At 69.1% G+C, this 25853-nt stretch carries 24 protein-coding genes; 9 read left to right on the forward strand and 15 right to left on the reverse strand.

All coding sequences use genetic code 11. The annotated features are described in order from the left end of the window. From ureC to ACFHPP_RS17735, 4 genes are read right to left on the reverse strand one after another with little or no spacing between them, the layout of a single operon-like run. A complete protein-coding gene (gene ureC / locus ACFHPP_RS17720) occupies positions 1–1710 on the reverse strand; it encodes an urease subunit alpha (RefSeq protein WP_437164568.1) in 1710 nt (569 codons plus the stop codon). Further along, positions 1710–2015, reverse strand: coding sequence for an urease subunit beta (locus ACFHPP_RS17725; RefSeq protein ID WP_437164569.1), 306 nt, complete (start codon positions 2013–2015; stop codon positions 1710–1712). Before ACFHPP_RS17725 ends, ureC begins: the two co-directional genes overlap by 1 nt. Beyond that, entirely contained in the window at positions 2012–2314 is a 303-nt protein-coding gene (locus tag ACFHPP_RS17730; protein WP_430669193.1) for an urease subunit gamma, read from the reverse strand. Before ACFHPP_RS17730 ends, ACFHPP_RS17725 begins: the two co-directional genes overlap by 4 nt. A 40-nt stretch (positions 2315–2354) precedes the next feature. Beyond that, on the reverse strand, positions 2355–3179 hold the full coding sequence (locus tag ACFHPP_RS17735) for an urease accessory protein UreD (protein ID WP_437164570.1): 825 nt from the start codon (positions 3177–3179) through the stop codon (positions 2355–2357). Positions 3180–3449: 270 nt separating this feature from the next. On the opposite strand from ACFHPP_RS17735, the gene urtA reads away from it, so the two are divergent. The 5 genes from urtA to urtE all read left to right on the forward strand — a co-directional run bounded on the left by urtA (position 3450) and on the right by urtE (position 8834). After that, positions 3450–4694 carry an urea ABC transporter substrate-binding protein gene (urtA, locus tag ACFHPP_RS17740; protein ID WP_437164571.1) on the forward strand — a complete coding sequence of 415 codons (1245 nt, stop codon included), beginning with the start codon at positions 3450–3452 and terminating at the stop codon, positions 4692–4694. Positions 4695–4743: 49 nt separating this feature from the next. Further along, positions 4744–6312: an urea ABC transporter permease subunit UrtB gene (gene urtB / locus ACFHPP_RS17745; RefSeq protein WP_437164572.1), complete on the forward strand. Its 1569-nt coding sequence runs from the start codon at positions 4744–4746 to the stop codon at positions 6310–6312. A gap of 89 nt (positions 6313–6401) precedes the next feature. Continuing rightward, positions 6402–7403 carry an urea ABC transporter permease subunit UrtC gene (urtC, locus tag ACFHPP_RS17750; protein ID WP_437164640.1) on the forward strand — a complete coding sequence of 334 codons (1002 nt, stop codon included), beginning with the start codon at positions 6402–6404 and terminating at the stop codon, positions 7401–7403. Next, positions 7400–8140, forward strand: a complete 741-nt coding sequence (gene urtD / locus ACFHPP_RS17755; RefSeq protein WP_437164573.1) for an urea ABC transporter ATP-binding protein UrtD — start codon at positions 7400–7402, stop codon at positions 8138–8140. The genes urtC and urtD overlap by 4 nt, the downstream gene beginning before the upstream one ends. 1 nt (position 8141) lies before the next feature. Beyond that, positions 8142–8834 (forward strand): urea ABC transporter ATP-binding subunit UrtE, encoded by a 693-nt coding sequence (urtE, locus tag ACFHPP_RS17760; protein ID WP_437164574.1) that lies wholly within the window; start codon positions 8142–8144, stop codon positions 8832–8834. Here urtE and ACFHPP_RS17765 read toward each other — a convergent pair whose 3' ends face one another. Genes ACFHPP_RS17765 through ACFHPP_RS17775 form a run of 3 tightly spaced genes read right to left on the reverse strand, consistent with a single transcriptional unit; the run spans position 8835 to position 11676 of the window. Beyond that, a complete protein-coding gene (locus ACFHPP_RS17765) occupies positions 8835–10151 on the reverse strand; it encodes a TRAP transporter large permease (RefSeq protein ID WP_437164575.1) in 1317 nt (438 codons plus the stop codon). Then, positions 10148–10642, reverse strand: a complete 495-nt coding sequence (locus ACFHPP_RS17770; RefSeq protein WP_437164576.1) for a TRAP transporter small permease subunit — start codon at positions 10640–10642, stop codon at positions 10148–10150. The genes ACFHPP_RS17765 and ACFHPP_RS17770 overlap by 4 nt, the downstream gene beginning before the upstream one ends. Next, a complete protein-coding gene (locus ACFHPP_RS17775; RefSeq protein ID WP_437164577.1) occupies positions 10639–11676 on the reverse strand; it encodes a TRAP transporter substrate-binding protein in 1038 nt (345 codons plus the stop codon). Before ACFHPP_RS17775 ends, ACFHPP_RS17770 begins: the two co-directional genes overlap by 4 nt. Before the next feature lie 249 nt (positions 11677–11925). Between ACFHPP_RS17775 and ACFHPP_RS17780 the strand changes: the two genes are divergently transcribed. From ACFHPP_RS17780 to ACFHPP_RS17790, 3 genes are all read left to right on the forward strand, one after another. Beyond that, complete coding sequence (locus tag ACFHPP_RS17780; RefSeq protein WP_437164578.1) at positions 11926–13359, forward strand: NAD(P)-binding domain-containing protein; 1434 nt, start codon at positions 11926–11928, stop codon at positions 13357–13359. 66 nt (positions 13360–13425) lie between these two features. After that, positions 13426–14832, forward strand: coding sequence for a M20/M25/M40 family metallo-hydrolase (locus tag ACFHPP_RS17785; RefSeq protein ID WP_437164579.1), 1407 nt, complete (start codon positions 13426–13428; stop codon positions 14830–14832). Positions 14833–14852: 20 nt separating this feature from the next. Next, positions 14853–16277 carry a M20 family metallopeptidase gene (locus tag ACFHPP_RS17790; protein ID WP_437164580.1) on the forward strand — a complete coding sequence of 475 codons (1425 nt, stop codon included), beginning with the start codon at positions 14853–14855 and terminating at the stop codon, positions 16275–16277. 2 nt (positions 16278–16279) lie between these two features. Here the strand turns inward: ACFHPP_RS17790 and ACFHPP_RS17795 are convergent, their stop codons facing one another. Continuing rightward, positions 16280–17422 (reverse strand): FAD-dependent oxidoreductase, encoded by a 1143-nt coding sequence (locus tag ACFHPP_RS17795; RefSeq protein ID WP_437164581.1) that lies wholly within the window; start codon positions 17420–17422, stop codon positions 16280–16282. A 65-nt stretch (positions 17423–17487) separates the two neighbouring features. Between ACFHPP_RS17795 and ACFHPP_RS17800 the strand changes: the two genes are divergently transcribed. Continuing rightward, complete coding sequence (locus ACFHPP_RS17800) at positions 17488–18552, forward strand: ring-opening amidohydrolase (RefSeq protein WP_437164582.1); 1065 nt, start codon at positions 17488–17490, stop codon at positions 18550–18552. Between the two features lie 3 nt (positions 18553–18555). Here ACFHPP_RS17800 and ACFHPP_RS17805 read toward each other — a convergent pair whose 3' ends face one another. The 7 genes from ACFHPP_RS17805 to ACFHPP_RS17835 are packed head-to-tail and all read right to left on the reverse strand — an operon-like array spanning position 18556 to position 25776. Then, positions 18556–19551: an ABC transporter substrate-binding protein gene (locus ACFHPP_RS17805; protein WP_437164583.1), complete on the reverse strand. Its 996-nt coding sequence runs from the start codon at positions 19549–19551 to the stop codon at positions 18556–18558. Between the two features lie 16 nt (positions 19552–19567). Further along, positions 19568–20488, reverse strand: coding sequence for an ABC transporter permease (locus ACFHPP_RS17810; protein WP_437164584.1), 921 nt, complete (start codon positions 20486–20488; stop codon positions 19568–19570). Further along, positions 20485–21351, reverse strand: coding sequence for an ABC transporter permease (locus ACFHPP_RS17815; RefSeq protein ID WP_437164585.1), 867 nt, complete (start codon positions 21349–21351; stop codon positions 20485–20487). The genes ACFHPP_RS17810 and ACFHPP_RS17815 overlap by 4 nt, the downstream gene beginning before the upstream one ends. Then, positions 21344–22126, reverse strand: a complete 783-nt coding sequence (locus tag ACFHPP_RS17820; RefSeq protein WP_437164586.1) for an ABC transporter ATP-binding protein — start codon at positions 22124–22126, stop codon at positions 21344–21346. The genes ACFHPP_RS17815 and ACFHPP_RS17820 overlap by 8 nt, the downstream gene beginning before the upstream one ends. Then, entirely contained in the window at positions 22119–24452 is a 2334-nt protein-coding gene (locus ACFHPP_RS17825; protein WP_437164587.1) for a molybdopterin cofactor-binding domain-containing protein, read from the reverse strand. The genes ACFHPP_RS17820 and ACFHPP_RS17825 overlap by 8 nt, the downstream gene beginning before the upstream one ends. Continuing rightward, positions 24449–24907 (reverse strand): (2Fe-2S)-binding protein, encoded by a 459-nt coding sequence (locus ACFHPP_RS17830; protein ID WP_437164588.1) that lies wholly within the window; start codon positions 24905–24907, stop codon positions 24449–24451. The genes ACFHPP_RS17825 and ACFHPP_RS17830 overlap by 4 nt, the downstream gene beginning before the upstream one ends. Further along, positions 24904–25776, reverse strand: coding sequence for an FAD binding domain-containing protein (locus tag ACFHPP_RS17835; protein WP_437164589.1), 873 nt, complete (start codon positions 25774–25776; stop codon positions 24904–24906). Before ACFHPP_RS17835 ends, ACFHPP_RS17830 begins: the two co-directional genes overlap by 4 nt. Positions 25777–25853 lie beyond the last annotated feature (77 nt).

A 25853-nucleotide genomic window follows, 5' to 3' on the forward strand; every position in this document is an offset into this window, starting at 1 on the left:
TCAGAACAGGAAGTAGCGCTGCGCCATGGGAAGTTCCATGGCGGGTTCGCAGATGAGCAATTCTCCGTCGGCACGCACTTCATAGGTCTCCGCATCCACCTCGATCTTCGGTAAGGCGTCGTTCAGTACCATGTCGCGCTTCGACAGGTTGCGCGTGCCGGAGACCGCCAGCAAGGGGCGCGACAGGCCAAGGCTCTGCCCGATGCCGGCCTCGAGTGCCGCCTGCGAGACGAAGGTGACGGAGGACAGCGTGTTGGCGCGGCCGTAGGCGCCGAACATCGGGCGGTAGTGGATTGGCTGCGGCGTCGGGATGGAGGCGTTGGGATCGCCCATCGGCGCCATGGCGATGGTGCCGCATTTCAGCACGTAGTCTGGCTTCACGCCGAAGAAGGCCGGCGACCACAGCACCAGATCCGCCAGCTTGCCCACGGCGATGCTGCCGACATGGGTGGCGATGCCCTGCGCGATGGCCGGGTTGATGGTGTATTTCGCGATGTAGCGGCGGACGCGGAGGTTGTCGTTGTCGCCCGTCTCGCCCGGCAGCCTTCCGCGCTGCTGCTTCATCTTGTGCGCCGCCTGCCAGGTCCGGATGATGACCTCCCCCACCCGCCCCATCGCCTGGCTGTCGGAGGACATCATGCTGATGGCGCCGAGGTCGTGCAGGATATCCTCGGCCGCGATCGTCTCCTTCCTGATGCGCGATTCGGCGAAGGCGACGTCTTCCGGGATGCGTGGATCGAGGTGGTGGCAGACCATGAGCATATCTAGGTGCTCATCCACCGTGTTGCGCGTGTAGGGCATCGTCGGGTTGGTCGAGGACGGAAGGAAATTCGGCTCGCCGATCACCTTCAGGATGTCCGGCGCATGGCCGCCGCCGGCGCCTTCGGTGTGGAAGGCCTGGATGCTGCGGCCGCCGATGGCGCGGATGGTGTCCTCGACGAAGCCGCTTTCGTTGAGCGTGTCCGAATGGATCGCGACCTGGATGTCGAAGGCATCCGCGACGCGGAGGCAGGTATCGATGGCCTTGGGCGTGGTGCCCCAATCCTCATGCAGCTTCAGGCCGCAGGCGCCGGCGCGGATCTGTTCCTCCAGGGCCTCCGGCAGCGCCGCATTGCCCTTGCCGAGGAAGCCGAGATTCATCGGAAACGCCTCCGCCGCCTGCAGCATCCGCGCGAGGTGCCAGGGGCCGGGCGTGGCGGTGGTGGCCAGCGTGCCATGCGCCGGGCCGGTGCCACCGCCGAACATGGTGGTGATGCCGGAGACCAGCGCCTCCTCGATCTGCTGCGGGCAGATGAAGTGGATATGCGGGTCGATGCCGCCCGCCGTCAGGATGCGGCCCTCGCCGGCCAGAACCTCGGTACCGGGGCCGATGATGATCGTGACGCCGGGTTGGGTGTCGGGGTTGCCGGCCTTGCCGATGGCATGGACCAAGCCGTCCTTGATGCCAACGTCGGCCTTGTAGATTCCGCTGTGGTCGAGGATCAGCGCGTTGGTGATGACGGTATCGACCGCCCCATTTTTCCGTGTGACCTGGGACTGGCCCATGCCGTCGCGGATCACCTTGCCGCCGCCGAACTTCACCTCCTCGCCATGGATCGTCAGGTCTCGCTCGACCTCGATGATGAGGTCGGTATCGGCAAGGCGCATCCGGTCGCCGGTGGTCGGGCCATACATGCCGGCATAGGCGCGGCGCGAAAGCTTCGCGGGCATCAGAGCTTCCCCTCCGTCTCGCCGCGGAACCCGTGCACGATGCGCGCGCCGGCATAGGGCACCAGGCGCACGCTGCGCGACTGGCCGGGCTCGAAGCGCACCGCCGTGCCGGCCGGGATATCCAGGCGCTGGCCATGTGCCGCGGCGCGGTCGAAGCGCAGCGCCGGGTTGGTTTCGGCGAAGTGGTAGTGGCTGCCGACCTGGATCGGGCGGTCGCCGGTATTGGCGACCTCAAGTTCGGTCACCGGGCGGCCGGCGTTGAGTTCGATGTCACCCGCGGCGGGGAAGATCTCGCCGGGGATCATCGGATCGGCTCATGCACGGTGACCAGCTTCGTGCCATCCGGGAAGGTGGCCTCCACCTGGATCTCATGGATCATCTCGGCGATGCCCTCCATCACCTGCGCGCGCGTCACGACGGTCGCGCCATCCCGCATCAACTCCGCCACGCTGCGGCCATCGCGGGCCCCTTCGACCACATAGTCGGTGATGAGGGCGACGGCTTCCGGGTGGTTCAGCCTGACGCCACGCTCCAGGCGGCGGCGCGCCACGGTCGCGGCCATGGCGACCAGCAACTTGTCCTTCTCACGCGGCGTCAGGTTCATGCGCTACCTCCGGCTCGGACCAAGCATGGCGCATGCCACCTCATGTACGCCAGAGCCTCGGCAGCCGCGCCGGCAGGCCGAGTGCCTGGGCACGGAGTGCCATGATGGCGGCGGCCAACGCGGCGCGCACCTGCCCGGCCTCCCCCAGCCAGCGCGCAACCAGCAGTCCTGGCGCCACCAGGCCGGCGCCACCCGCCGAGACCTCGCGCGCCAGGTCGCGATGCGCCGCGGCATCCGGCATGGCGAGCATCAGCGTCGCCAGCGCACCGGCGCCATCCAGTGTGAACCGGTGCGGGATCGCGCCAGGGTCGAGGTGCAGCGCATCCACCCAAAGCCGGCGGCCGTCGCGGCGGATGCACCAGCGATCGCGCAGCAGGCCCCTGGCGAAGGTCTCGGAGCGGGCGGCGCGGCCCAGCACCAGCATTTCGGCCGCCAGGAGCCGTGCGTCAGGTGCCAGCGAGATATCCAGCCGCCGCGCCAGCCGGGCACCATCGAACAGGATGGTCTCCTGCGGCAGCCATTCCGCCGTGGCCCGATCCGCCAGCACCAGGCTGCTCGAGATCTCGGTGATGGGACCCAGGCTGCGATAGACCTTTTCGGCCGCTGGGGTCGTGACGGTGAAGCGCGCATCGGTGCCGAGGGTCAGCACCGCCTCCAGCCGATCGCCACCCGCCAGGCCGCCGGCGACATTGACGAGCGCCGCCTGCTTCGGCTCATCCGGATCGGCATCGGGAAACAACACGCGCATCGGCGCCGCCTGGTACAGATGCGCGATGCGCGCGCCGCCCGGCGCCGCAAGCAGGCCAAGTTCCGCGCGGCCCCGGGCGCGCTGGTGGGAAGGCGCTCGGGGCGCGGTCTGGTCCATCCCCCGCAGCATGGCACGTCGCGGATTGGGCAGCCAAGGCCGGCGCAACTGCATGCGGGGGCAGCGCCGAGCGGCCACCGCAGGCAGTTACCGCCGCTTCTTTGGGCAGGCCTGGGTTGCTGTTGCGCGGCGAAGCCACAGAACGCGCCGATCTGATCGTATGCCAAGCGTTGGCACATATCTCGCAACGGTGGTTGCTCGGGTGGGGACGCAGCCAAGGGGCGGCGTCGGTGCCGCCGGTTCGTGCATCCCCGAGGAGGCTTCAAAACAATGATCCATCGCATGCCCATCACGCGGCGCGCCGCCCTGGCCGGCCTCGGCACCGTGCTGGCCGCGCCCGCCATCCGCCCCTCCTTCGCGCAGGCCGCGCCGATCAAGGTGGGCGTCCTGCATTCGCTGTCGGGCACCATGGCGATCAGCGAGACCGCGCTGCGCGACACCGTGCTGATGATGGTCGAGTGGATCAACGGCCGCGGCGGCCTGCTCGGCCGGCGGGTCGAGGCGGTGGTCGTCGACCCCGCCTCCAACTGGCCGCTGTTCGCGGAGAAGGCGCGCGAATTGCTGGCCGTCTCCAAGGTCGACGTGACCTTCGGCTGCTGGACCAGCGTGTCCCGCAAATCCGTCCTGCCGGTGTTCGAGGAACTGAACGGCATGCTGTTCTACCCCGTCCAGTATGAGGGCGAGGAGGAGAGCAAGAACATCTTCTATACCGGTGCCGCGCCGAACCAGCAGGCGATCCCGGCCGTGGAATACCTGATGAGCGCCGATGGCGGCGAGGCCAAGCGCATCGCGCTGCTCGGCACGGACTACGTCTATCCGCGCACCACCAACCGCATCCTGCGCGCCTTCCTGAACAGCAAGGGCATCCCGGATGCCGACATCATGGAAGAATACACGCCGTTCGGGCACAGCGACTGGCAGGGCATCGTCAGCCGCGTGAAGCGCTTCGCCGGCGAGGGCAAGAAGACCGCCATCGTCTCGACGATCAACGGCGATGCCAACGTGCCGTTCTACCGCGAGCTGGGCAACCAGGGCATCAAGGCCGAGGACATCCCCTCCGTCGCCTTCAGCGTCGGCGAGGAAGAACTGGCCGGCATCGATGCGCGGCCGCTGGTCGGCCACCTGGCCGCCTGGAACTACTTCATGTCCGTCGACAGCCCGGTGAACACCGAGTTCAAGGCGATGTGGCAGGCCTACATCAAGAACCCGCGCCGCGTGACCAACGACCCGATGGAAGCCACCTACACCGGCTTCAGGATGTGGACCCAGGCCGTGACCCAGGCCGGCACGACCAATGTCGATGCGGTGCGCGCGGCGATGATCGGCCAGAAGGTCGATGCACCTTCCGGCTTCAACCAGGAGATGCGCGCCAACCATCACCTGACCAAGCCCGTGATGATCGGCGAGATCCAGGCCGACGGGCAGTTCAACACGGTGTGGAAGACGCCGACGGTCATCGCGGCCGAGAACTGGTCCCCCTTCATCCCGGAGAACGCGAACCGCCGCCGCGGCTGATCAGGAGGGTTGGGGGGCGGCACCGTGCCGCCCCCTTTTCCGCAACCGCATGAAGAACGCGCTTCTCGCCCTGCTGCTGATGTGCGCCATGGCCTTGCCGGTGCACGCACAGGACACGCTTGCCGCCCGTCTCGCCGGGATTGGCACCGGATTCAACCAGACGGCGGAAGCGGTGGACCGGCTCGGCGCCAGCGGCGACCCGGCCGCCCTCCCCTTGCTCCGCGCCTTGAGCGATGGGCGCCTTCTGCGCCGCGTCGATGGAACACTGCTGATCCGCGGTGAGGCCGGCGCGACCGAGGCGTTGTCAGGCGCGGCCACCGAGGCCACGGGCGCGGAAGCCGTGCGCTTGAACAACCGGGTGCGCGTGGCGTTGCGCGGGGCGCTTGGCCGCCTGCAACTGGTCTCGCCCGATCCCGCGGAACGCCAGGCGGCGGCGGAGGCGGTGTTCCGCAGCCGATCGGCCGAGAACGTGCCGCTGCTTGATGCGGCCCTGGCGCGGGAGACGGTGCCCGCCATTCGCACGCGGCTGGCCCTGGCCCTGGCGGCATCCCGCGTCATGGCGAATGATCATGCGGACAAACTGCTCGGGATCGCCGCCCTTGGCGCGACGGCCTCCCCGGAGGCACGCGCCGTACTGCTGGAGATGCGGGCCGCCAATCCGGCGTTGAGCGCGCAGATCGAGGATGCGGTGTCCGCGATCGATCAGCGCCTGGCGGTACGGCGTGCGGCGGAGACTCTGTTCCAGGGGCTGTCGCTCGGGTCCGTGCTTCTGCTGGCGGCACTGGGACTCGCAGTGACCTTCGGCGTCATGGGCGTGATCAACATGGCGCATGGCGAGTTCGTCATGCTCGGCGCCTACACCACCTTCGTGGTGCAGGAGGCGCTGCGCGGCATTCCGGTGCTTGCGCCGTGGTCGCTGCCGCTTGCGGTGCCGGCCGCCTTCCTGGTGACCGCCGCCTGTGGCGCGGCGATGGAACGTGGACTGATCCGCCACCTGTACGGCCGGCCGCTGGAGACGCTGCTGATGACCTTCGGCGTCGGCATGATGATCCAGCAATCGGTCCGGCTCACCTTCGGCGCGCAGAATCGCGAGATCATCAGCCCCGCCTGGATGCAGGGTACGCTGATGCTGCCGGGCGACATTGCCGTGACGCAGAATCGGCTGTGGATCCTGGTCTTTTCCATGGTGATCCTGGGCCTGACGGTGGCCGCCATCCGCTTTACGCGATTCGGGCTGGAGATGCGCGCGGTGACGCAGAAGCGCGCCATTGCCTCATCCATGGGCATCCGGACCGGCCGCGTGGATGCGCTGACCTTCGCCTTCGGGTCGGGCATCGCCGGCATCGCCGGCGTGGCGCTGAGCCAGATCGACAATGTCAGCCCCAACCTCGGCACCGGCTACATCATCGACAGCTTCCTGGTGGTGGTGTTCGGCGGCGTCGGGTCGCTGGCGGGCACGCTTGTGGGCGCCTTCGGGCTCGGCATCATCAACAAGATGCTGGAGCCCTGGGCCGGTGCGGTCCTGGCCAAGGTGTTCGTGCTGGTGGCCGCGATGCTGTTCATCCAGCGCAAGCCACGCGGCCTGTTCGCGCAGAAGGGAAGGGCCGCGGACGCATGAGCATCGCGGTGTCCCCACCTGCCCCGGATGCCAGGTTGCGGCTGGGCCTGCGCGCCGGCCTGCTGGTCTTCATCCTGGCGCTCGGCGTCATGCCGCTGCTGAACCTGCTGCCGGCGGCGCATCCGCTGCACGTCTCGGACTTCCTGGTCTCCATCACCGGCAAGTGGATCTGCTACGCCATCCTGGCGCTGTCGCTGGACCTGGCCTGGGGCTATGCGGGTATCCTCTCGCTTGGCCACGGCGCCTTCTTCGCGCTCGGTGGCTATGCCATGGGCATGCACCTGATGCGGCTGATTGGGCCGCGCGGGTCCTATGGCCATCCGGTGCTACCGGACTTCATGGTGTTCCTGGGCTACCAGGAACTGCCGTGGTACTGGCTGGGGTTCGACAGCTTCCCCTTTGCCATGCTGATGGTTGTGCTGGTGCCTGGCGCGCTGGCCCTGGTCGTCGGCTTCCTGTCCTTCCGCAGCCGCATCACAGGTGTCTATTTCTCCATCCTGACCCAGGCGATGACCTTCGCGCTGATGCTGGCCTTCTTCCGCAACGACATGGGCTTCGGCGGCAACAACGGCTTCACCGACTTCAAGGAGTTGCTTGGCCAGCCGCTGAACACCTCCGTCATGCGCTCGGGCCTGTTTTATGCCTCGCTCCTGGCGTTGGTGCTGGCCTTCATGATCTGCGTGCGGTTGACCCGCAGCAAATACGGCCGGGTGCTGACGGCGATCCGCGACGCGGAAAGCCGGGTGCGGTTCCTCGGCTACAACACCACCCATCACAAGCTGTTCGCCTTCGTGCTGTCGGCCATGCTCGCCGGTGTGGCCGGTGCGCTGTATGTGCCGCAGGTCGGCATCATCAATCCCGGGGAGTTCAGCCCGGCCAACTCGATCGAGGCGGTGATCTGGGTTGCCGTCGGCGGCCGCGGCACGCTGGTCGGCGCAGTGCTCGGCGCCTTCTCGGTCAATGCCCTGAAGACCTGGCTCACATCCGCGGCGCCGGACCTCTGGCTGTTCGTACTGGGCGGGCTGTTCGTGGCGGTCACGCTGTTCCTGCCGAAGGGATTGATCGGGCTGATGAAGGGGCGCGGGCCGTGAGCCAGGGTCGCCGGCTGTACCTCGATGGCGTCTCCGTCGTCTTCGACGGATTCCGTGCGCTTAACAACCTCTCCCTCATCGTGGAGCCGGGGGAGCTCCGCTCCGTGATCGGGCCAAACGGCGCCGGCAAGACGACAATGATGGATGTCATCACCGGCAAGACCCGCCCCACCGCCGGCACCGTCAATTTCGGCGAGATCGACCTGACACGGATGGACGAGGCCGGCATCGCCAATCTCGGCATCGGCCGCAAGTTCCAGAAGCCGACGATGTTCGATGCCTTGACCGTGTTCGAGAACATGGAGCTGGCGCTGAAGGCCCCGCGCGGGCCGATCGCCTGCCTGCGATGGATCCTGACCGGCGAGGCGCGGACCAGCGTCGAGACCACGCTGGAGGAGATCGGCCTTCTCGAACGGGCGCACGACCTGGCCGGCATCCTCAGCCACGGGCAGCGGCAGTGGCTGGAGATCGGCATGCTGCTGATGCAGGACCCGGAACTGCTGCTGGTGGACGAACCCGTCGCCGGCATGACGGATTCGGAGACCGAGCAGACCGCCGCGCTACTGGTGCGTATCGCCGGCAAGCGCAGCGTCGTGGTCGTCGAGCATGACCTGGAATTCGTCCGCGCGCTCGGCCGGCGGGTGACGGTGCTGTGCGATGGCAGCGTGCTGTCGGAGGGCTCCATCGACCACGTGCAGAACGACCCCAGGGTCATCGAAGTCTATCTGGGGCGCTGAAATGCTGAACGTCGCCGCCATCGACCTGTCCTACGGCGCAAGCCTGTGCCTGCGCGGAGTCTCGCTGGTGGCCGAACCTGGCAAGGTCACTGCTGTGCTGGGTCGGAACGGCGTCGGCAAATCCTCGCTTCTGCGCGCCATCATGGGGCTGGAGAAGGTCCGCGCCGGCAGCATCACCTGGGAAGGGCGCGACGTGACGCGGCTGGGGCCGGCGGAGCGTGCGCGCGCCGGAATCGGCTATGTGCCGCAGGGGCGGGAGATCTTTCCCTTCCTGACGGTGCAGGAGAACCTGGAGACCGCTCTGGCGGCCGCGCCACGCGGCTCCGGTGTCGATTCGGAAATCTTCGACCTTTTCCCCGTGCTGCGGCAGTTCCTGCGCCGGCGCGGCGGCGACCTGTCCGGTGGGCAGCAGCAGCAGCTGGCGATCGGCCGCGCGCTGTGTGCCCGGCCACGCCTGCTGATCCTGGACGAACCGACGGAAGGGATCCAGCCTTCCGTCATCAAGGACATCGCCCGCGTCATTCGCCACCTCTCGCGCGATCGCGGCATCGGGGTGATCCTGGTGGAACAGTACTACGATTTCGCCCGCGAGCTGGCTGACAGCATCGCGGTCATGGTGCGCGGCGAAGTGGCGTTGGGTGGGCCGGCCGGGACGCTGGACGAGGCCGCCGTGCGGAAGCTGCTGACGGTGTAGCTACCAGAGCCCCGGCAGCCACAAGCACAGCGCCGGAAAGAACAGCAGCAGCACGATGCGCAGCAGGTCGGAGGCGCAGAATCCCATCACGCCGCGATAGGTCTGGCCCATCGGGATGTCCTTCGCCATGGCGTTGATGACGAACAGGTTCAGTCCGAAGGGCGGCGAGATCATGCCGACCTCCACGCTCATCAGCACCAGGATACCGAACCAGACCAGCACCTGCGTGCGATCGAGCCCGAAATCCAGGCTCAGCATCAGCGGCACGAAGATGGGCAGCGTCAGCAGCACCATCGCCATGCTTTCCATGAAGCAGCCGAGCACGAGATAGACTACGAGGATGGCGAACAGGATGGCCAGCGGCGGCACCGGCAGGGCGGCGACCATGCTGGAAAGTTCCGACGGCAGGTGCGACAGAGCCAGGGCCGCGCTGAACAGCTCTGCGCCCAGCAGCACGATGAAGATCAGCCCGGTGGTCTCGGCCGTGGACAGCAGGCTCTCGCGCAGACCCTGCCACCGCATGCCGCCGAGTCCGAAAGCCAGCAGGCCGGTGGCCGCCGCGCCGATGGCCGCGCCTTCGGTCGCACTGAACCAGCCATCGTAAATCCCCGTGACGACGACGAGGAACACCGTCATCACCGGCCAGACCTCCGCCGTCGCACGCAGGCGCGCGCGGTAGGGCATGCGCTCGGCGGGCGGCGCGGCGCCAGGGGCCACCCGGGTGTAGATGTTCACCACCAGCATGTAGCCGATCGTGGCGAGCAGGCCCGGGATGACGGCGGCGATGAACAGGCTGCCGATGCTCTGTTCCGTGTAGATCGCGTAGATCACCAGGATGACGCTGGGCGGGATCAGGATGCCGAGCGTGCCGCCGGCGGCCAGGGTGCCGGTGGCAAGCGCCGGCGAATATCCATGCCTGCGCATCTCCGGCAGCGCCACCTGGGACATGGTGGCGGCGGTGGCGAGGGACGATCCACAGATGGCGCCGAAGGCCGCGCAGCCGCCGATACTGGCCACCGCAAGGCCACCGCGCCAATGCCCCATCCAGGCGCGGGCGCAGGCGAAGAGGGCCCGATTCATGCCGCCCTTGGTGGCAAAGTCGCCCATCAGCAGGAACAGCGGGATGACCGACAGGGTGTAGGAGGAAAAGCGGCTGAACGTCAGCGTGTTGAGCGTGGCGAACAGACGGTCCCAGCCCGACAGCTCAGCGTAGCCCAGTCCACCGACGAGGAGCATGGCGATCCCGACCGGCATGCGCAGCGCGATCAGCACCAGAGCGCCGCCGAACATCAGCAGTCCGACGCCGAAATCCGTCATGCCGGCCGACGCTGGCGGGCGAAGCCTTCGACCGCGACGAAGAGAGTGCAGAGGCTCCACGCCATCATGCCCGCACCAGCCGCCGCGTAGCCCCACCAGTACGGCAATTGCAGGAACATCGTATCCCTCTCGCGTTCCCACATGCCGATGCCGCCGACGATGAGTCGCCAGGCCAGCACCGCGACGACCACGGCGACCACCACCCGCATCACGGCATCCAGCGCGCCCGTCGCCCGCGGCGGCAGCTTCTGGGTGAAGAAATCCACCAGCACATGCACGCCCTTCATCTCGCACAGCGGCATGCACAGCACGACGGCGACGCCCAGCAGCATCTCCACCACCTCACTGTCACCCAGGATCGGCGTGCCGAAGGCGCCGCGGATGACGGAGGCGGTGGTGACGGCGACCGCGGCGAGCAGCAGGAAGCCGCTCACCAGCGCGCAGGCCACGGCAAGGCGCGTCAGGCCGACGCGCAGGGCCGGCAGGTTCATGCGCGGCCGTGCTTGGCCGTGATCGCCTGCAGGTCCTCGAACATCGCACGGCCATTGCGGCCGCGGCGAGTCATCTCCGCCACCCAGGCCTCATAGGCCGGTGCCACGGCGGTGCGCCAGCGCGCCTTCTCCTCCGGCCCGATCGCGATGATCTCGTTGCCCGCGCCGCGCGCCGCATCCACGGCCGCGGCGGTCTGCGAGTCCCAGATGGCGCCGCGATTCACCGCGAGCGCGGGGCCGGAATTGGCATCGATCACGGCCTTCAGGTCCGGCGGCAGGCGGTTGTAGCTGCGCCCGTTCATCAAAGTGAGGATCATGCCCTGGAACAGGCCGACGCCCGGCGGCTCGCTGTGGAACTTGGCCACCTCGTACAGGCGGAAGGGCTGGGTGATCGCCCAGTTGATCAGGAACCCGTCCACCTGGCTGCGTGCCGTCGCCTCGTACACGCCGCCGAGCGGGATGCCGACGGGTGTGGCGCCAAGCGCGGTCACCGCCTCCCCGATGAATCGTCCGGCGACGCGCAGCTTCATGCCGCGGAAATCTTCCAGCGTGCGGATCGGCTTGCGGGAGGTGTGGATCAGCGCGCGGTCGGTCGAGTGGATGGAGATGATCTTGATGCCGCGGTATTCCGTCTCCGCCAGGTGCTTGCCGGCGAATTCCATGGCCGCCGCGCTTTCCGTCACGCTCAGCCCGGTGTTGAGGAACGGAAGCTCCAGGCCCTCCGTCCCCATGAACCGGCCAGGCGTGAAGCCCGGCACCGTCCAGATGATGTCGACGACGCCGTCCTCGAGCTGCTGCACCAGGTCGCGCGGCTGCCCGCCGAGCTGCATGGCGGGAAACACGTCGATCTTGATGCGCCCGCCGGATTCAGCCGCCACCTTCGCCGCCCAGGGGTCGAGATGCATGGTGTGGTCCAGCGCGGTCGGCGAGGAGAAGCTGTGCAGGCGGAAGGTGAATTGCGGCGCCCCCTGGGCGCGCAGCGTTGCCGGCGCGGCGAGGGCGAGGCTGGTGCCCAACAAGGTCCGTCGCAGCATGGTCGTCGTCTCCGTTCGTCTTGGCTGTTCCATCGGGATGGAGCGTGGCCGCAACCGGACCGCGCTGGCAAGGCCGATTGCCTCGCGTCCGGACCGCGTGGATCCGCCGCTGCGTCCGGAGGATGCATCGCCTGCCGGTATACGCGGCACCTGCCGAAGCCGCGTGATGGGACGCCAGGATTCCGGACTGGTGGCCGGCAGGATTGCGCCCATCTTGGTCGGCTAGAGTGGAAACCCGGAGACCGAGTCTTGCCTGCACCCAGCACCCTCGCCGCGCTCGAGGCCGATGCGCGGCGCGACCTCGACCTGATCGCGCATCCCCGCATGGAATGGCTGCAACCCAAGACCAGCGGCGGTGCGCCGGTGCTGGATGTGCTGATCGTCGGCGGCGGGCAGTGCGGCGTGGTGGCAGGCTTCGCGCTGATGCGCGACAAGGTGCGCAACATCCTGGTGATCGACCGCGAGCCTTACGGGCGCGAGGGGCCGTGGCAGACCTACGCCCGCATGCACAACCTGCGGTCCTGGAAGGACCAGAGCGGTCCGGATCTTGGCGTGCCCTCACTCACCTACCAGGCCTGGCACGAGGCGCAGTTCGGCACCGCATCCTGGGACACGCTGCGCTACATCCCGAAGGAGCTCTGGGCCGACTACCTCCTGTGGCTGCGCCGCGTCGTCGGCGTGCCGGTGCGCAATGGCGTCGCCGCCGGGCGCATCGACCCGGCGCGGACGGATGACGGGCTGCCCTGCCTCCGGGTCGAGACCAGCGCCGGCCCAATGCTGGCGCGCAAGGTCGTGCTGGCCACGGGGCAGGAAGGCGCGGGCTTCTGGTGGATGCCGGATTTCGTCACCGCCCTGCCCCGCCACCTGCGCGCCCATAGCGCGGACCCGATCGATTTTGCCCGGCTGCGCGGCAAGGCCGTCGCAGTGCTGGGTGCCGGCGCATCGGCCTTCGACAATGCGGCGATGGCGCTGGAAGCGGGCGCGGCCGAGGTGCACCTGTTCTGCCGCAGGGCGGAGCCGATGGTGGTGCAGCCCTATCGCTGGCTGACCTTCGCCGGCTTCCTGCGGCACATCCACGAAATGCCGGATGCATGGCGCTGGCGCTTCATGGCGCATGTGCTGGGCCTGCGCGAGGGCTTCCCCCCGGACACCTATGCACGCGTGTTGCGGTTTCCGCAGTTCAGCATGCATGTCGGCCGGCCCTGGACCGGTGCGCGGGTCGGCGAGGATGGTCGCGCCGTTCTCTCGACCGCACGCGGCGAGGTCACGGCCGACTTCCTGATCTGCGGGACCGGCGTGCGCATGGACGCCACGCGCGTGCCGGAACTGGCGGGCTGCGCGCACAACATCGCCAGTTGGGCGGATCGCTATACGCCGCCGGATGCCGAGGCGGATGCACGGCTTGGTGCCTTCCCGTATCTCGGTGCCGACTACGCCTTCGAGGAGCGCGTGGCCGGCGAGACGCCCTGGATCCGCGACATCCACCTGTTCGGGATCGGCACGACGATGTCGTTCGGCCCAGCCGGCGCTTCCATCAATGCGATGGGGATCGCGGTGCCGCGACTCGCGGCCGGGGTCACACGTGGCCTTTTCGCGGCCGAGCTGCCTCGCTACTTCGAATCGCTTCGTGCCTATGATGTTGCGCAAGTAGAGTTGGATACCAGCCGGCTCGCCGCCGAATAGGCGGGCATCTTCCCGCATGCCGCACCACCATGCCAAGCTTCGCCCACCACGGGAGGGATCTTGGACATGGCGGGTACCAGGGCTGGCGCCATCGCGCGTGCGGAAGGCTGCTTCGACAGCGGCGCCTACCTTGCCGAGTTGCAGCGCCTGGTCGCGGTGCCGACGGAAAGCCAGCTGCCGGACAGCCTGCCGGCCCTGACACGCTACTGCACCGAAACGCTGCCAGACCTGATGCGGGACATGCCGTTCGACCAGGCGGTGCTGCCCAATCCGCGCGCCGGGCGCGGACCGGTGTTCCTGGCGTCGCGCATCGAAGATCCAACGTTGCCGACCGTGCTGGTGTATGGCCATGGCGATGTGGTGCGCGGCCTGGCGCCGAAGTGGAGCGAGGGGCTCGACCCCTGGCAGGTCACCGCGCGTGGCGACAAGTGGTATGGCCGCGGCACGGTCGACAACAAGGGCCAGCACCTGATCGCGATCGAGGCGCTGCGCGCGGTGCTGGCGGAACGGGGCGGCCGGCTCGGCTTCAACGCGAAGGTGCTGGTGGAGACCGGGGAGGAACAGGGCTCGCCCGGCCTGCGCGACCTGCTGCGGGCGGAGCGTGCGCGGCTGGCGGCTGATGTGTTCATCGGCCTCGACGGTCCGCGGCAGACCACCTTCATGCCGGAGATGAAGCTGGGCGCCCGCGGTGGCGTGGCCTTCGACCTGGTGGTGCGGCTGCGCGACCATGCGCACCATTCCGGCCACTGGGGCGGCGTGCTGACGGACCCGGGGTTCGTGCTCGCACATGCCATGGCAAGCATCGTCGACCGCAACGGGCGCATCCTGGTCGAGGGCTGGACGCCCGATGCCATGCCGGCTTCGGTGAAGCGCGCCATCGGCGACCTGGTCTTCGAGGATATTCCCGGCCTGCCGGAAGGTGATCCCGGCTGGGGCGAGCCTGGCCTGTCGAAGGCCGAGAAGATCTTCGGCTGGACCAGCGTGATCGTGCTGGCGGCGCTGGTCGGCCACCCGGACGCGCCGACCAACGCCGTGCAGGGCGAGGCGCGGGCGCGGCTGCAGGTGCGGCACACCGCGGACGTTCCCGGCACCGCCTTCATCCCGGCGTTGCGGCGACACCTGGATGCCAGGGGCTTCCCGGAGGTCGAGATCGTGCCGATGATGGAACGCGACATGTTCGGCGCATCCCGCACCGACCCGGACGATCCCTGGGTGGCGATGGTCGCGGGTTCCATGGCGCGGACCAGCAACCGGGCGCCGAACATCGTTCCGAATTCCTCCGGCTCCAATCCGTCCGACATGTTCCTGGAGGAGTTGGGCACGCCGGTGATCTGGATTCCCAACAGCTATGCCGGCTGCAACCAGCATGGCCCGGACGAACACGCGTTGGCGCCGCTGCTGCGCGAGGGGCTGGGCCTGATCGCCGGCATCTGGTGGGACATCGGAGAGGGCCGGGTGCCGGCGCGGCGTTGAACAGGACAGGGAGCGCGAACATGCGCAATGACGAACAGGTCTGGCGCGAAGTCGACATTCGGCGCGAGGCCTATGCGGCCCTCAGCGATCGCGTCTGGGGCATGCCGGAACTCTGCTACAACGAGCACCGGAGTGTCGTGGAACATGTCGCGATGCTGGAGGCCGAGGGGTTCCGCATCACCCGCGATCTCGCCGGCATCCCGACAGCGGTGATGGGCGAGGCCGGCGAAGGCGGGCCTGTGATTGCCATTCTCGGCGAGTATGACGCGCTGCCCGGATTGTCGCAGGAAGCCGGGGTGGCGGAGCATCGGCCGGTGCCCGGCGACGGCACGGGCCATGGCTGTGGCCACAACGTGCTCGGTGCCGCAAGCCTGCTGGCGGCGGCTGCGGTGAAGGACTACCTCAAGGCCAACGGCGTCCCCGGCCGCGTGCGCTACTACGGCTGCCCGGCGGAGGAAGGCGGCGCGGCGAAGGGCTTCATGGTGCGGGAGGGCGCCTTCGACGACGTGGACATCGCGATCTCCTGGCACCCGGCCAGCTTCTCCGGCGTCAACGAGCCGATCTCTCTGGCCAACACGCGCATCGATTTTTCGTTCGTCGGCCGCGCCAGCCATGCGGCGTCTTCGCCGCATCTCGGCCGGTCCGCGCTGGATGCGGTGGAATTGATGAGCGTCGGCGTGAACTACATGCGGGAGCATATGCCGGCGGACGCGCGGATTCACTACGCCTATCTCGACGCCGGCGGCATCGCACCGAATGTCGTGCAGTCCCGCGCCAAGGTCCGCTACCTGATCCGCGCCCGAAACCTGGTGGAGTTGAACGCCCTGGTGCTGCGGGTGCGGAAGATCGCGGACGGCGCGGCGCTGATGACCGAGACGACGGTCTCCACGCAGGTGATCTCCGCCGTGTCCAACCTGCTCGGCAATTCGCCGCTGGAACAGGCGAGGCACGACAATTTCGACCGGCTCGGGCCGCCGCAGTTCAGCGACGAGGATCGCACCTTCGCGGCCGAAATCCAGAAGACGCTGCGGGAGGAGGACATCCTGTCCGGCTACCGGCGGCAGGGCGTTGTACCCGACACTGGCAAGGCGCTGTGCGACCTCATCGTCCCGCTGGCTGCGAAGGGGGCCGGCATGAACGGCTCGACGGATGTCGGCGACGTGTCCTGGAAGGTGCCAACGGTCCAGGCGCGCGGCGCCACCTATGCCATCGGCACGCCGGGTCACAGCTGGCAGGTCGTGGCGCAGGGCAAGGCGCCGGCGGCGCACACCGGCATGGTGCATGTGGCGAAGGTGATGGCCGGCACGGCCGTGGATGCCAACCGCAACCCGGACCTGATCGCCAAGGCGAAGGCGGACCACGCGGCGCGCACCGGCGGCCGGCCCTATGAAAGCCCGCTGCCGGCTGATGCGAAGCCCGCGCTCGGCATGTCGCTGGCGGAATAGATCTACACGACCTCGGTGTAGAGCTTCCTCAGCTTCGCGAGGTAGTCCGGCTGCCGCTTTTTCGCGGTGCCGGCTTGCACGTCCACCGGTGGCAGCAGCGTGTCGGAAGACTCCATCGAGAACTGCCGGACGAATTCAACACGCTGGTCGCGTGCCGTGGCCACGGCCGCCGCGTCGCCGCCGGCGCGCAGCACGTTGGCAGCGATGACGCCGCATTCCACCGCCTGGGTCGCGCCCTGCCCCAGCGTCGGCACCATCGCCTGCGCCGCATCGCCGAGGAACAGTGCGCGGCCATCCAGCGCATGTCGCAGCACCGGCACGATGGCCGACCGCGCCCAATGGATCTCCGCCACATGCGCGTCGATCTTGGCCAGCATCCAGGCGACAGCCGGACATGGCGGCGCATCGGCCGGCGTGAACAGCGCGCGCTGCGCCGCCGCGGTCTTCATCGCATCCGGGATCTGGCGGTCGATGCCGAGTGGGAAGGTGCCCGCAATGTAGACGGCGCCACCCGGTACGCGAAAGGACAGCAGGCGGGCATTGCCGTTGAACCACTGGCCGTAGTCGTCATAGGGACAATCCCCAGCCTCCGTCACCAGCAGCCGCCAGATGCAGACGCCGAGCAGCGTCCCTTCAGGCTCTCCGGCCGCCAGGCTGCGCAGCCGGCTGTAGCGGCCATCGGCACCGACCAGCAGATCGAAGCCGCCGTCGCGCACCAGGCCACCGGGCGTCCGGAACACGGGCACGAGGCGGCCCGCGGCATCCTCCTCCAGCGCTTCCAGGGCGTGCGCGCTGCGGGTGCAGCCTGCCACGGGGGCGCGCAGCAGGCGGTAGAGTTCGGACCAGCGGATGCGGACACCGGGCTCCTCCGCCACCTCCCGCAGGTCGAGGTTGAACAGGCGGGTGCCGTCGGCCAGGTCGATGAACCAGCGCTGCCAGGGCAACGAGGCCGCGCGCAGCGCCGCGTGCCGCGCCGTGCGGTTCAGCCGCAGCGCCTTGAGCGCGTTGGGACCGATGTTCAGCCCCGTGCCGGCCTCCGCCTGGTCACCCGGCGCGACACGCTCGAAGGCCGTGACGTCGAAGCCTTCAAGCCCCTCCGCCAGCAGGCTGCCGGCAACGCCGGTACCGATGATGCCGATCCGCATGAGCCCGTCCCGAAATTTCGTCCTTGGCGGTGCAATCGCCGCGCCAGAGGACTTATGCTCCCGCCATGCCCAAGCTTTCCATCCACCGCCTGCCCATGGCCCATCCGGGCGACCTTTCGGTCCTGGCCGCGCTGATCGCGACGGGCGAGCTGCGCGCCGGCGACATCCGGGCGGTGATCGGCAAAACCGAGGGCAATGGCGGGCTGAACGACTTCACCCGTGGCTACTTCACCCAGTCGCTGATGCTGCTTCTGGCGCGGGAGACGGGGGAGGACGCTGCCTCGCTGGCCGCGCGCCTTCCCTGCGTGCTGTCCGGCGGCACGGAAGGCGCGCTGTCGCCGCACTACCTGGTGTTTGCCGTGGATCGGGCGCAGGGCGGCGCACGTGGCCTGGCCCTCGGCACCGCCTTCAGCCCGCCGACACCTGCGGCGGCTATCGGCCGGAATGCGCAGATCAGCCAGGTGGCGCAGGCGGTGCGGGAGGCCATGGCGCAGGCGGGCATCACGCGGGCCGAGGATGTCGTGCTGGTACAGGTAAAGGCGCCCTGCGCCCAGGCGCCCGGGCCGGAGGCGCGCTCGCCCGACCCGCGCGTGCTGATGGCGCTGTCCCGCGCAGCCGCCGCCTTCGGCGTTGGCCTGGCTCTCGGGGACATTCTGGATGCTGCCGAGCATGACCTGCTGCGTGACCTGAACAGATTTTCAAACCGCGCCAGCATCTCCTCCGGCATCGAGGTCACGGCGAATGAGGTGGTGGTCTTCGGCCATGCAGAGGGCTGGGCGCCAGGCCTGACGGCCGGCGTCGCGCCGATGGCCGACCTTCTCGACCTCGGAGGCGTCGTCGCCGCCTTCCGCGCGTCCGGGCTGGATGCCGCGCCATCGGTGCCCGCCAGACAGCGGGACCGCGTTCTGGGCGTGATCGCGAAGGGCGAGCCGGAGCGGAACGGTGCGATCCGCGGCGCGCGCCACACCATGCTGGGCGATACGGACCTTGACGCCCAGCGACACCTGCGGGGTGCGCTGGGCGCCATCGTCGCCAGCGTGGCCGGCACCGGCCAGGTCTTCGTCAGCGGCGGGGCGGAGCATCAGGGGCCGCCGGGTGGCGGCCTGGTCTGCGTCTTCGCCCGCGCCTGAAGGTCAGCGCGCCGCGTCGACCACCGCATGCGTCCAGGCGCCGGTCGGCGCACGCGTGATGACGGGCGATTCGCCGCCGGAGGACAGCAGGGTCTGCACCGTGCGCTCATAATCCGCCGGGTCCAGGCGGCCACCATTGGTGGTGTCCAGCAGCTTGGCGATCTCGCCCATCATGCGCCGCTGATGCGCTTCGGTCTGCGCGCCGGAGGCATCGTTGTCCAGCACGATGGCCGCCGCCGCATCCGGGTTCGCCCGCGCCCAGTCCCATCCCTGCATGGAGGCCCGCACGAAGCGGCCCATGCGGGCCACGAAGGCTGCATCGGTCAGGCGGCTTTCAAGAACATAGAGGCCGTCTTCCAGCGTGGCGACGCCCTGGTCAGCGTAGCGGAACACCGTCAACTGCTCCGGCCGGAAGCCGCCATCGATGACCTGCCAGTATTCGTTGTAGGTCATGGTGGAGACGCAATCGGCCTGGCGCTGCAGCAGCGGGTCCACGTTGAAGCCCTGGCGCAGCACGCGCACCCCCTGCGGCGTGCCGTTGGTCGGCAGGTTCAGGCGCGCCATCCAGGCGAGGAACGGGTACTCGTTGCCGGAGAACCAGACGCCCAGCGTGCGGCCGCGCAGGTCCGCCGGCGTGCGGATGCCGGTCTCGGCGCGGCAGGTCAGCATCAGGCCGGATTGCTTGAAGGGCTGCGCGATGTTCACCAGCGGCACGCCGCGCTCCCGGCTGGCCAGCGCCGCCGGCATCCACTCCACCACGACGTCGGCACGGCCACCGGCCATCACCTGCGGCGGCGCGATGTCCGGCCCGCCTGCGTTGATCCGGACATCCAGGTTGGCGGCGCGATACATTCCGCGTGCCTGCGCCACGTAGTAGCCGGCAAACTGCGCCTGCGTGACCCACTTCAGTTGCAGCGTGACCCGCTCCTGCGCGCTCGCCGCCGCTGCGCCGGCCAGAAGGCCAAGTCCGACCAACCCACCCAGAAGTGTCCTGTGCATGCCTGTCTCTCCTGTTTCAGTTGCGGACCGAGGGGTGCCAGAAGGTTGCCGCGCGCTCGGCCAACGCCACCAGTCCATAGAATGCCGAACCAGCCACCGCCGCGACAACGATTTCCGCCCAGACCATGTCGAGCGCCAGCCGCGCCGCCTCCGTGGTGATCCGAAAGCCCATGCCGGTGGTCGGGCTGCCGAAGAACTCGGCCACGATGGCGCCGATCAGGGCCAGCGGCGCGTTGACCTTCAGGGCTGTGAAGATGAAGGGCAGCGCCGCCGGCAGGCGCAGCAGCCACAGCGTCTGCCGATGGCTGGCGGCATAGCTGCGCATCAGGTCGCGCTCCAGCGCCCCGGCCGCGGCAAGCCCGGCCACCGTATTCACCAGCATGGGGAAGAACGTCATGGCCACGACGACGGCCGCCTTGGACTGCCAGTCGAAGCCGAACCACATCACCATGATTGGCGCGATGCCGACCACCGGCAAGGACGCGACCAGGTTGCCCAGCGGCAGCAGGCCACGGCGCAGGAACGGCACCCGGTCCGCCAGCAGCGCCATTGCGAAACCGGCAGCGCCACCGATGACGTAGCCGGCCAGGACCGCCTTGAGGAAAGTCTGCGCGAAATCCTGCCACAGCAGATGCGCCGAGGCCGCCATGCGCAGGGCGATGGCAGAAGGCGCCGGCAGCAGCACCATCGGCACGCCGAGGCCCACCACCAGCAGCTCCCACAATGCCAGCAGCGTCGCGCCGAAGGCCAGCGGGGCACCGAGCGCGCGCCAACCCTCCCCGGGCGCATCCCCCAGGCGCTGCACCAGGACCGCGGCGAGCAACGCCAGGAGTGCCGCCGAGGCCCATATGCCGGCGCCGGGCAGGCCGCCATGCGCGCCGGCGATCGCCGCGGCGAAACCGGCACCGACCAGGGCGGCCAGCGGCGCCGTCCTCATGCACGCGCCCCCATGCGGCGCGCGAGCATCCGCTCCGCCGCGCCCAGCAGCCCGACCAGGCTGGCCGAGAGCAGCGCCGCCATCAGCAGGGCCGACCAGATCTGGATGGTCTGGCCGAAGTAGGAGCCGGCCAGCAGGCGCGCGCCCAGCCCGGCCTGCGCCCCGGCCGGAAGCTCCGCCACGATCGCCCCGACCACCGCGGCGGCGATGGCCACCTTGAGGCCCGCGAACAGGTAGGGCAGCGAGGCCGGCAGCCGCAGCTTCCAGAACAGCTGCGCGCGCGAGGCCGACCAGGTCCGCATCAGGTCCAGTGCCATCGCATCCGGTGCCCGGAACCCCTTCACCATGCCGATGGCCACCGGGAAGAAGCACAGATAGGCCGCGATGATCGCCTTCGGCAGCAGCCCCTGCAGCCCCAGCGCGCCGAGCGCCACGATGACGATGGGCGCGAGGGCCAACACCGGCACGGCTTGGGAGGCGACGATCCACGGCATCAGGCTGCGCTCCAGTGCCCGGATGTGGACGATGGCCACCGCCAGCACCACCGCGAAGGCCGCGCCCATGCCGAACCCCACCAGCGCGGCGGACAGGGTGACCCAGGCGTGGTGCACCAGGCTGCGGCGGGAGGTCACGGGCAGTGTCGCGGTGGTGCGCCAGAACTCCTCCAGGATCTGGTGCGGCGCGGGCAGCAGTGGCCGCGCGTGGTTCAGCGTCAGCCGCACCATCTCCGCCGCATCCGGCGCCGCACCCGCCCGTGCCTGCGTATCCGCCACCACCTGCCAGTTCATCCAGATGGCGCCGAGGTACCAGGCCACCGCCAGCACCGCGCAGATGGTCAGCACGGGCAGGATGCTTCTAGACATCGTAGGAATGCCCGGCCCGCAGGCCTTCCCGCACGCGCTGGGCGATGCGCAGGAATGCCGCCGTCTCGCGGATCTCGAGCGGGCGATCCGGACCGAGGTCGCACTCCACGATGTCGGTGATGCGTCCCGGGCGCGGCGACATCACCACGATGCGGGTGGACAGGAACACGGCTTCGGGAATCGAATGGGTGACGAAGACCACGGTCTTGCGCGTCGCGGCCCACAGCTTCAGCAGTTGCTCGTTCAGGTGGTCGCGGACGATCTCGTCGAGCGCACCGAAGGGCTCGTCCATCAGCAGCAGCTTCGGCTCGAAGGCCAGGGCTCGCGCGATGGAGGCGCGTTGCTGCATGCCGCCGGAAAGCTGCCAGGGGAACCTGCGCTCGAAACCCGAGAGGTTGACCAGCGCCAGTTGCGCCCGGGCCCGCGCTTCCCGCTCCGCCCGCGCCACGCCCATGATCTCCAGCGGCAGCATGACGTTGCCGAGGATGGTGCGCCAGGGATACAGCGCCGGCGCCTGGAAGACATAGCCGTAGTCGCGCGCCAGCCGCGCCTGTTCCGGCGTGCGGCCGTTCACACTGATGCTGCCCGCGGTCGCGCGCTCCAGGTCCGCGATCACGCGCAGCAGCGTGGTCTTGCCGCAGCCGGATGGCCCGATCAGCGAGACGAACTCGCCCGGTGCGACATCCAGCGTCACGTCGGACAGCGCATGCACCGTCCCGTCCTGCGTCGGAAAATCGAGCGACAGCTTCCGGGCCGAGATGACCGGCTCAGCCACCGTTGCTGATCTCCCACAGCCGGCAGGGACCCAGCGGCATTTCCAGGATCTCGATCCCCCGGCCCGGCAGGTTGAGCGCATCCTCCAGCGCCTGGGCGAACAGCGCGCCGACCGGGATGGCCCCTGCCTCCCCAGCCCCTTTCACGCCAAGCGGGTTCAGCGGCGAAGGCGTCACCGTGTGCTCCAGCCGCATCCGTGGCACATCGAGCGCGGTCGGGATGAGGTAGTCGGCCAGGCTGGCATTCAGCAACTGGCCCTCCGAATCCCACTCCAGCTTCTCGAAGAAGGCATTGCCGATGCCCTGCGCCACGCCGCCATGGATCTGCCCGGCGAGGATCAGCGGATTGATCACCGTGCCGCAGTCATGCACCACCACGTAGTCCAGGATGGTAGGCCGCATGGTCGCGGGATCGACTTCCACGATCATCGCATGCACACCGCTCGCCGTGGCGCCGCTGGCCGGGCCGAAATAGCTGGTCGCCTCCAGCCCCGGCTCCGTGCCAGGCGTCACCGCGCCGCGCATGGGGTTGGCGAGGCCGGCCAGCGCGCCGAGGCGGATCGCATGGTCCGGCACGCCGGCGACATGCACGGCGCCGTCGGCCAGCACCAGGTCCTCCTCGGCGCATTCGAAATGCCTGGCTGCCGTCCGCAACACCTTCTGCCGCACGACCTTCGCCGCCTCATGCGCGGCGGAGCCAGCGACGACCGCGCCACGGCTCGCGAAGGTGCCGACGCCCCAGTAGAACTGGTCGGTATCGCCGGTGGTGACTTCGACGTCGCGCACATCGACGCCGAGCTGTTCCGCCACAACCTGGGCGAAGGCCGTGGCGTGACCCTGGCCCTGGCTGCCGATGCCGGTCGCCAGGCTGACTTTTCCGGAACTCTGCACCTGCACCTTGGCCCCCTCATAGGGACCGATCCCGGTGCCTTCGACATAGCAGACCAGGCCGATGCCCAGGGCACGGCCCGCCGCCCGCGCCTCCGGCTGCACGCGCGACAGGAAGTCCTGGTAGCCGATGGCGGCCAGCGCCTTGTCGAGGATCGGCTCGTAATTGCCGCTGTCGTAGGAAAGACGGGAGAAATCCTGGTAGATCACGCCCTGGTCGAAGGGAAAGGCGTCGGCCGGGATGAAGTTGCGGCGGCGGATCTCGGCGCGATCCAGCCCGAGCTGCCGCGCCGCGAGGTCGAGCAGGCGCTCCATCACGAAGACACCGTGCTGGCGGCCGGCCCCGCGATAGGGCGTGACCAGCGTGCGGTTGGTGAACACCGCGGTGAAGCTGCTGTCATAGGCTGGCACGACGTAGCAGCCGAGCAGCGTGCACTGGCTGTTCAGCGGCACCGTCAGGCCATAGGGATCGTACGCACCGGTGTCGTGCAGGAAGACGTCGCGCACGCCCAGGATCTTCCCTGTAGCATCCAGCGCGATCTCGGCATCGTGGATCTGGCTGCGCTCATGCGTCGTGGCGAAGAAATGCTCCAGCCGGTCCTCGATCCACTTCACCGGGCGGCCGAGTTGCATGGCGGCCCAGGGAACCAGCACCTCCTCCGGATAGAACATCATCATCTTGGGGCCGAAGCCGCCGCCGATGTTCGGCGCGACGACGCGAACCTGGCGTTCCGACAGCCCCAGCATGGCGGCCAGCCCGTTGCGGATCACGACGGGCGCCTGGGTCGTGTCCCACACGGTCAGGCGATCCGCGCGCGGATCCCAGTTCGCGACGACACCGCGCGTCTCCATCGGGATCGACGCGCCGCGATCGTAGGTGAAGCGCCGTCGGAGCACGACGTGCGCGGACCTGGCCGCCGCCGCGTAGTCACCGCGCGCCTGATGCACATGTGCGGCGATATTGCCGGCGAGGTCGTCATGCACACGCGTCGCGCCGGGCGCCAGGGCGGCCTCCAGGTCACCGACCGCCGGCAGCGTCTCCCATTCCGCCAGGATATCGCCCACCGCATCCTCGGCGAGGTAGCGGCTTTCCGCCACCACCATCGCCACCGGCTCGCCCACATGCCGCGCCTTGTCGCGCACCAGGGGCACCTGGCAGCGCTGATGGAATTCCATGCCCGGCACCGGCGGCGGCGGCACCAGCAGCGGCCCGGGCTTCCAGTAGTCGCCAAGGTCCGCGGCGGTCACCACCGCCACCACGCCAGGCCGCGCCTTCGCAGCTTTGGTGTCCAGCGACAGCAGGCGTGCATGCGCGTGCGGGCTGCGGAAGAAGGCGACGTGCAGCAGGCCGGGCAGTTCGACGTCATCCACGAACAGCGCCTCGCCGCGCAGCAGGCGCGGGTCCTCGTTGCGGGTCAGCGGCTTGCCGAAGCTGTTCACGCGCGTGACGCCCGCAGCACCGCATCGACGATGTGCTGGTAGCCCGTGCAGCGGCAGAGATTGCCGGACAGCGCCTCCCGCACCTCCGCCTCATCGGGGGTTGGATTCTCGGCCAGGAAGGCCGTCAGGGTCATCAGGATGCCGGGCGTACAGTAGCCGCATTGCAGGCCATGCGCGTCCTGGAACGCCTGCTGCAACGCATTGAGCCGGCCCGGTCCTGGTGCCAGGCCCTCCACCGTCCGGATTTCGTGCCCCTGCGCCTGCACGGCGAAGGCCAGGCAGGCGCGGGCGGGTGCGCCGTCCCACAGGATGGTGCAGGCTCCGCAGACGCCATGCTCGCAGCCGACATGAGTGCCGGTCAGGCCGATCTCGTGACGCAGGAAGTCGCTCAGCAGCAGGCGTGGCTCGACATCGCGGACATGGTCCGTGCCATTCACCCGAACCGTCACCTTCATGCCGCCGCCCTTTCCGCGGCCACCGCCAGGGCGCGCCGCACCAGGACACCAGCCAGGTGCCGCTGATAGGCCGGCGAGGCCTGCACACTGCCCATCGGCTCGATTTCCCGCGTCGCCAGTTCGGCTGCCGCCGCACCATCGGCCACCGTCAACCCTGTGCCGACCAATCCCTGCGCTGCCCGCACCGCCAGCATCGGCGTCGGCCCGGCACTGCACAGCGCGATCCGTGCCGCGGCGCACCGGCCGTCGGCGCCGCGCCGCAGCACCGCCGCGACGCCCATCATGGCGTAGTCTCCGCGCCGCCGCGCGACCTCGAGAAAGGCCGTGCCGGAACCGGGCGGCAAGGGTGGCACCTGGATCTCGACCAGCATCTCCTCCTCATTGAGCACCGTCGCCAGTGGGCCTACAAAGAAGTCCTCCGCCACCACGATACGCGAGCCGTTCCTGCTGCGGAGCACGAAGCTGGCCTGAAGCGCCAGCATCACCGCCGGCATCTCGCTGGCCGGATCGGCATGGGCCAGGTTGCCGCCGAGTGTGCCCCGCGTGCGAATCTGCGGATGCGCAACCTGCGCCAGCGCCTCCGCCAGCAGCGGCTGCCGGCGGGTGACCGCGGCATCGCGCTCGATTCGGCGATAGCGGGTCATGGCGCCGATCGCCAGCGTTCCGTCCGCCGAAAACTCCAGATGATCCAGCGCCAAAACCCGGGCCAGGTCGACCAGCACCGCGGGCTGCGCCACCCGGAAATTCATGGCCGGCACCAGGGACTGGCCCCCGGCCAGGAACCGCGCGGCGTCGCCATGCTCCGCCTTCAGCGCCAGTGCTTCCTCAATCGTCTCCGGCGCATGCCACTGGAACGGAGCCGGCTTCACGCATTCATCCTCATGCAATCAAGCCTGCCAGAAGCCGGCCGCGCCGGGCCACAGGCATTTTTGTCGCGACCACGGAA

The sequence above is a fragment of the Falsiroseomonas sp. E2-1-a20 genome, from assembly GCF_051433195.1.
In the GTDB taxonomy this organism is placed as follows: Bacteria; Pseudomonadota; Alphaproteobacteria; order Acetobacterales; family Acetobacteraceae; genus Falsiroseomonas.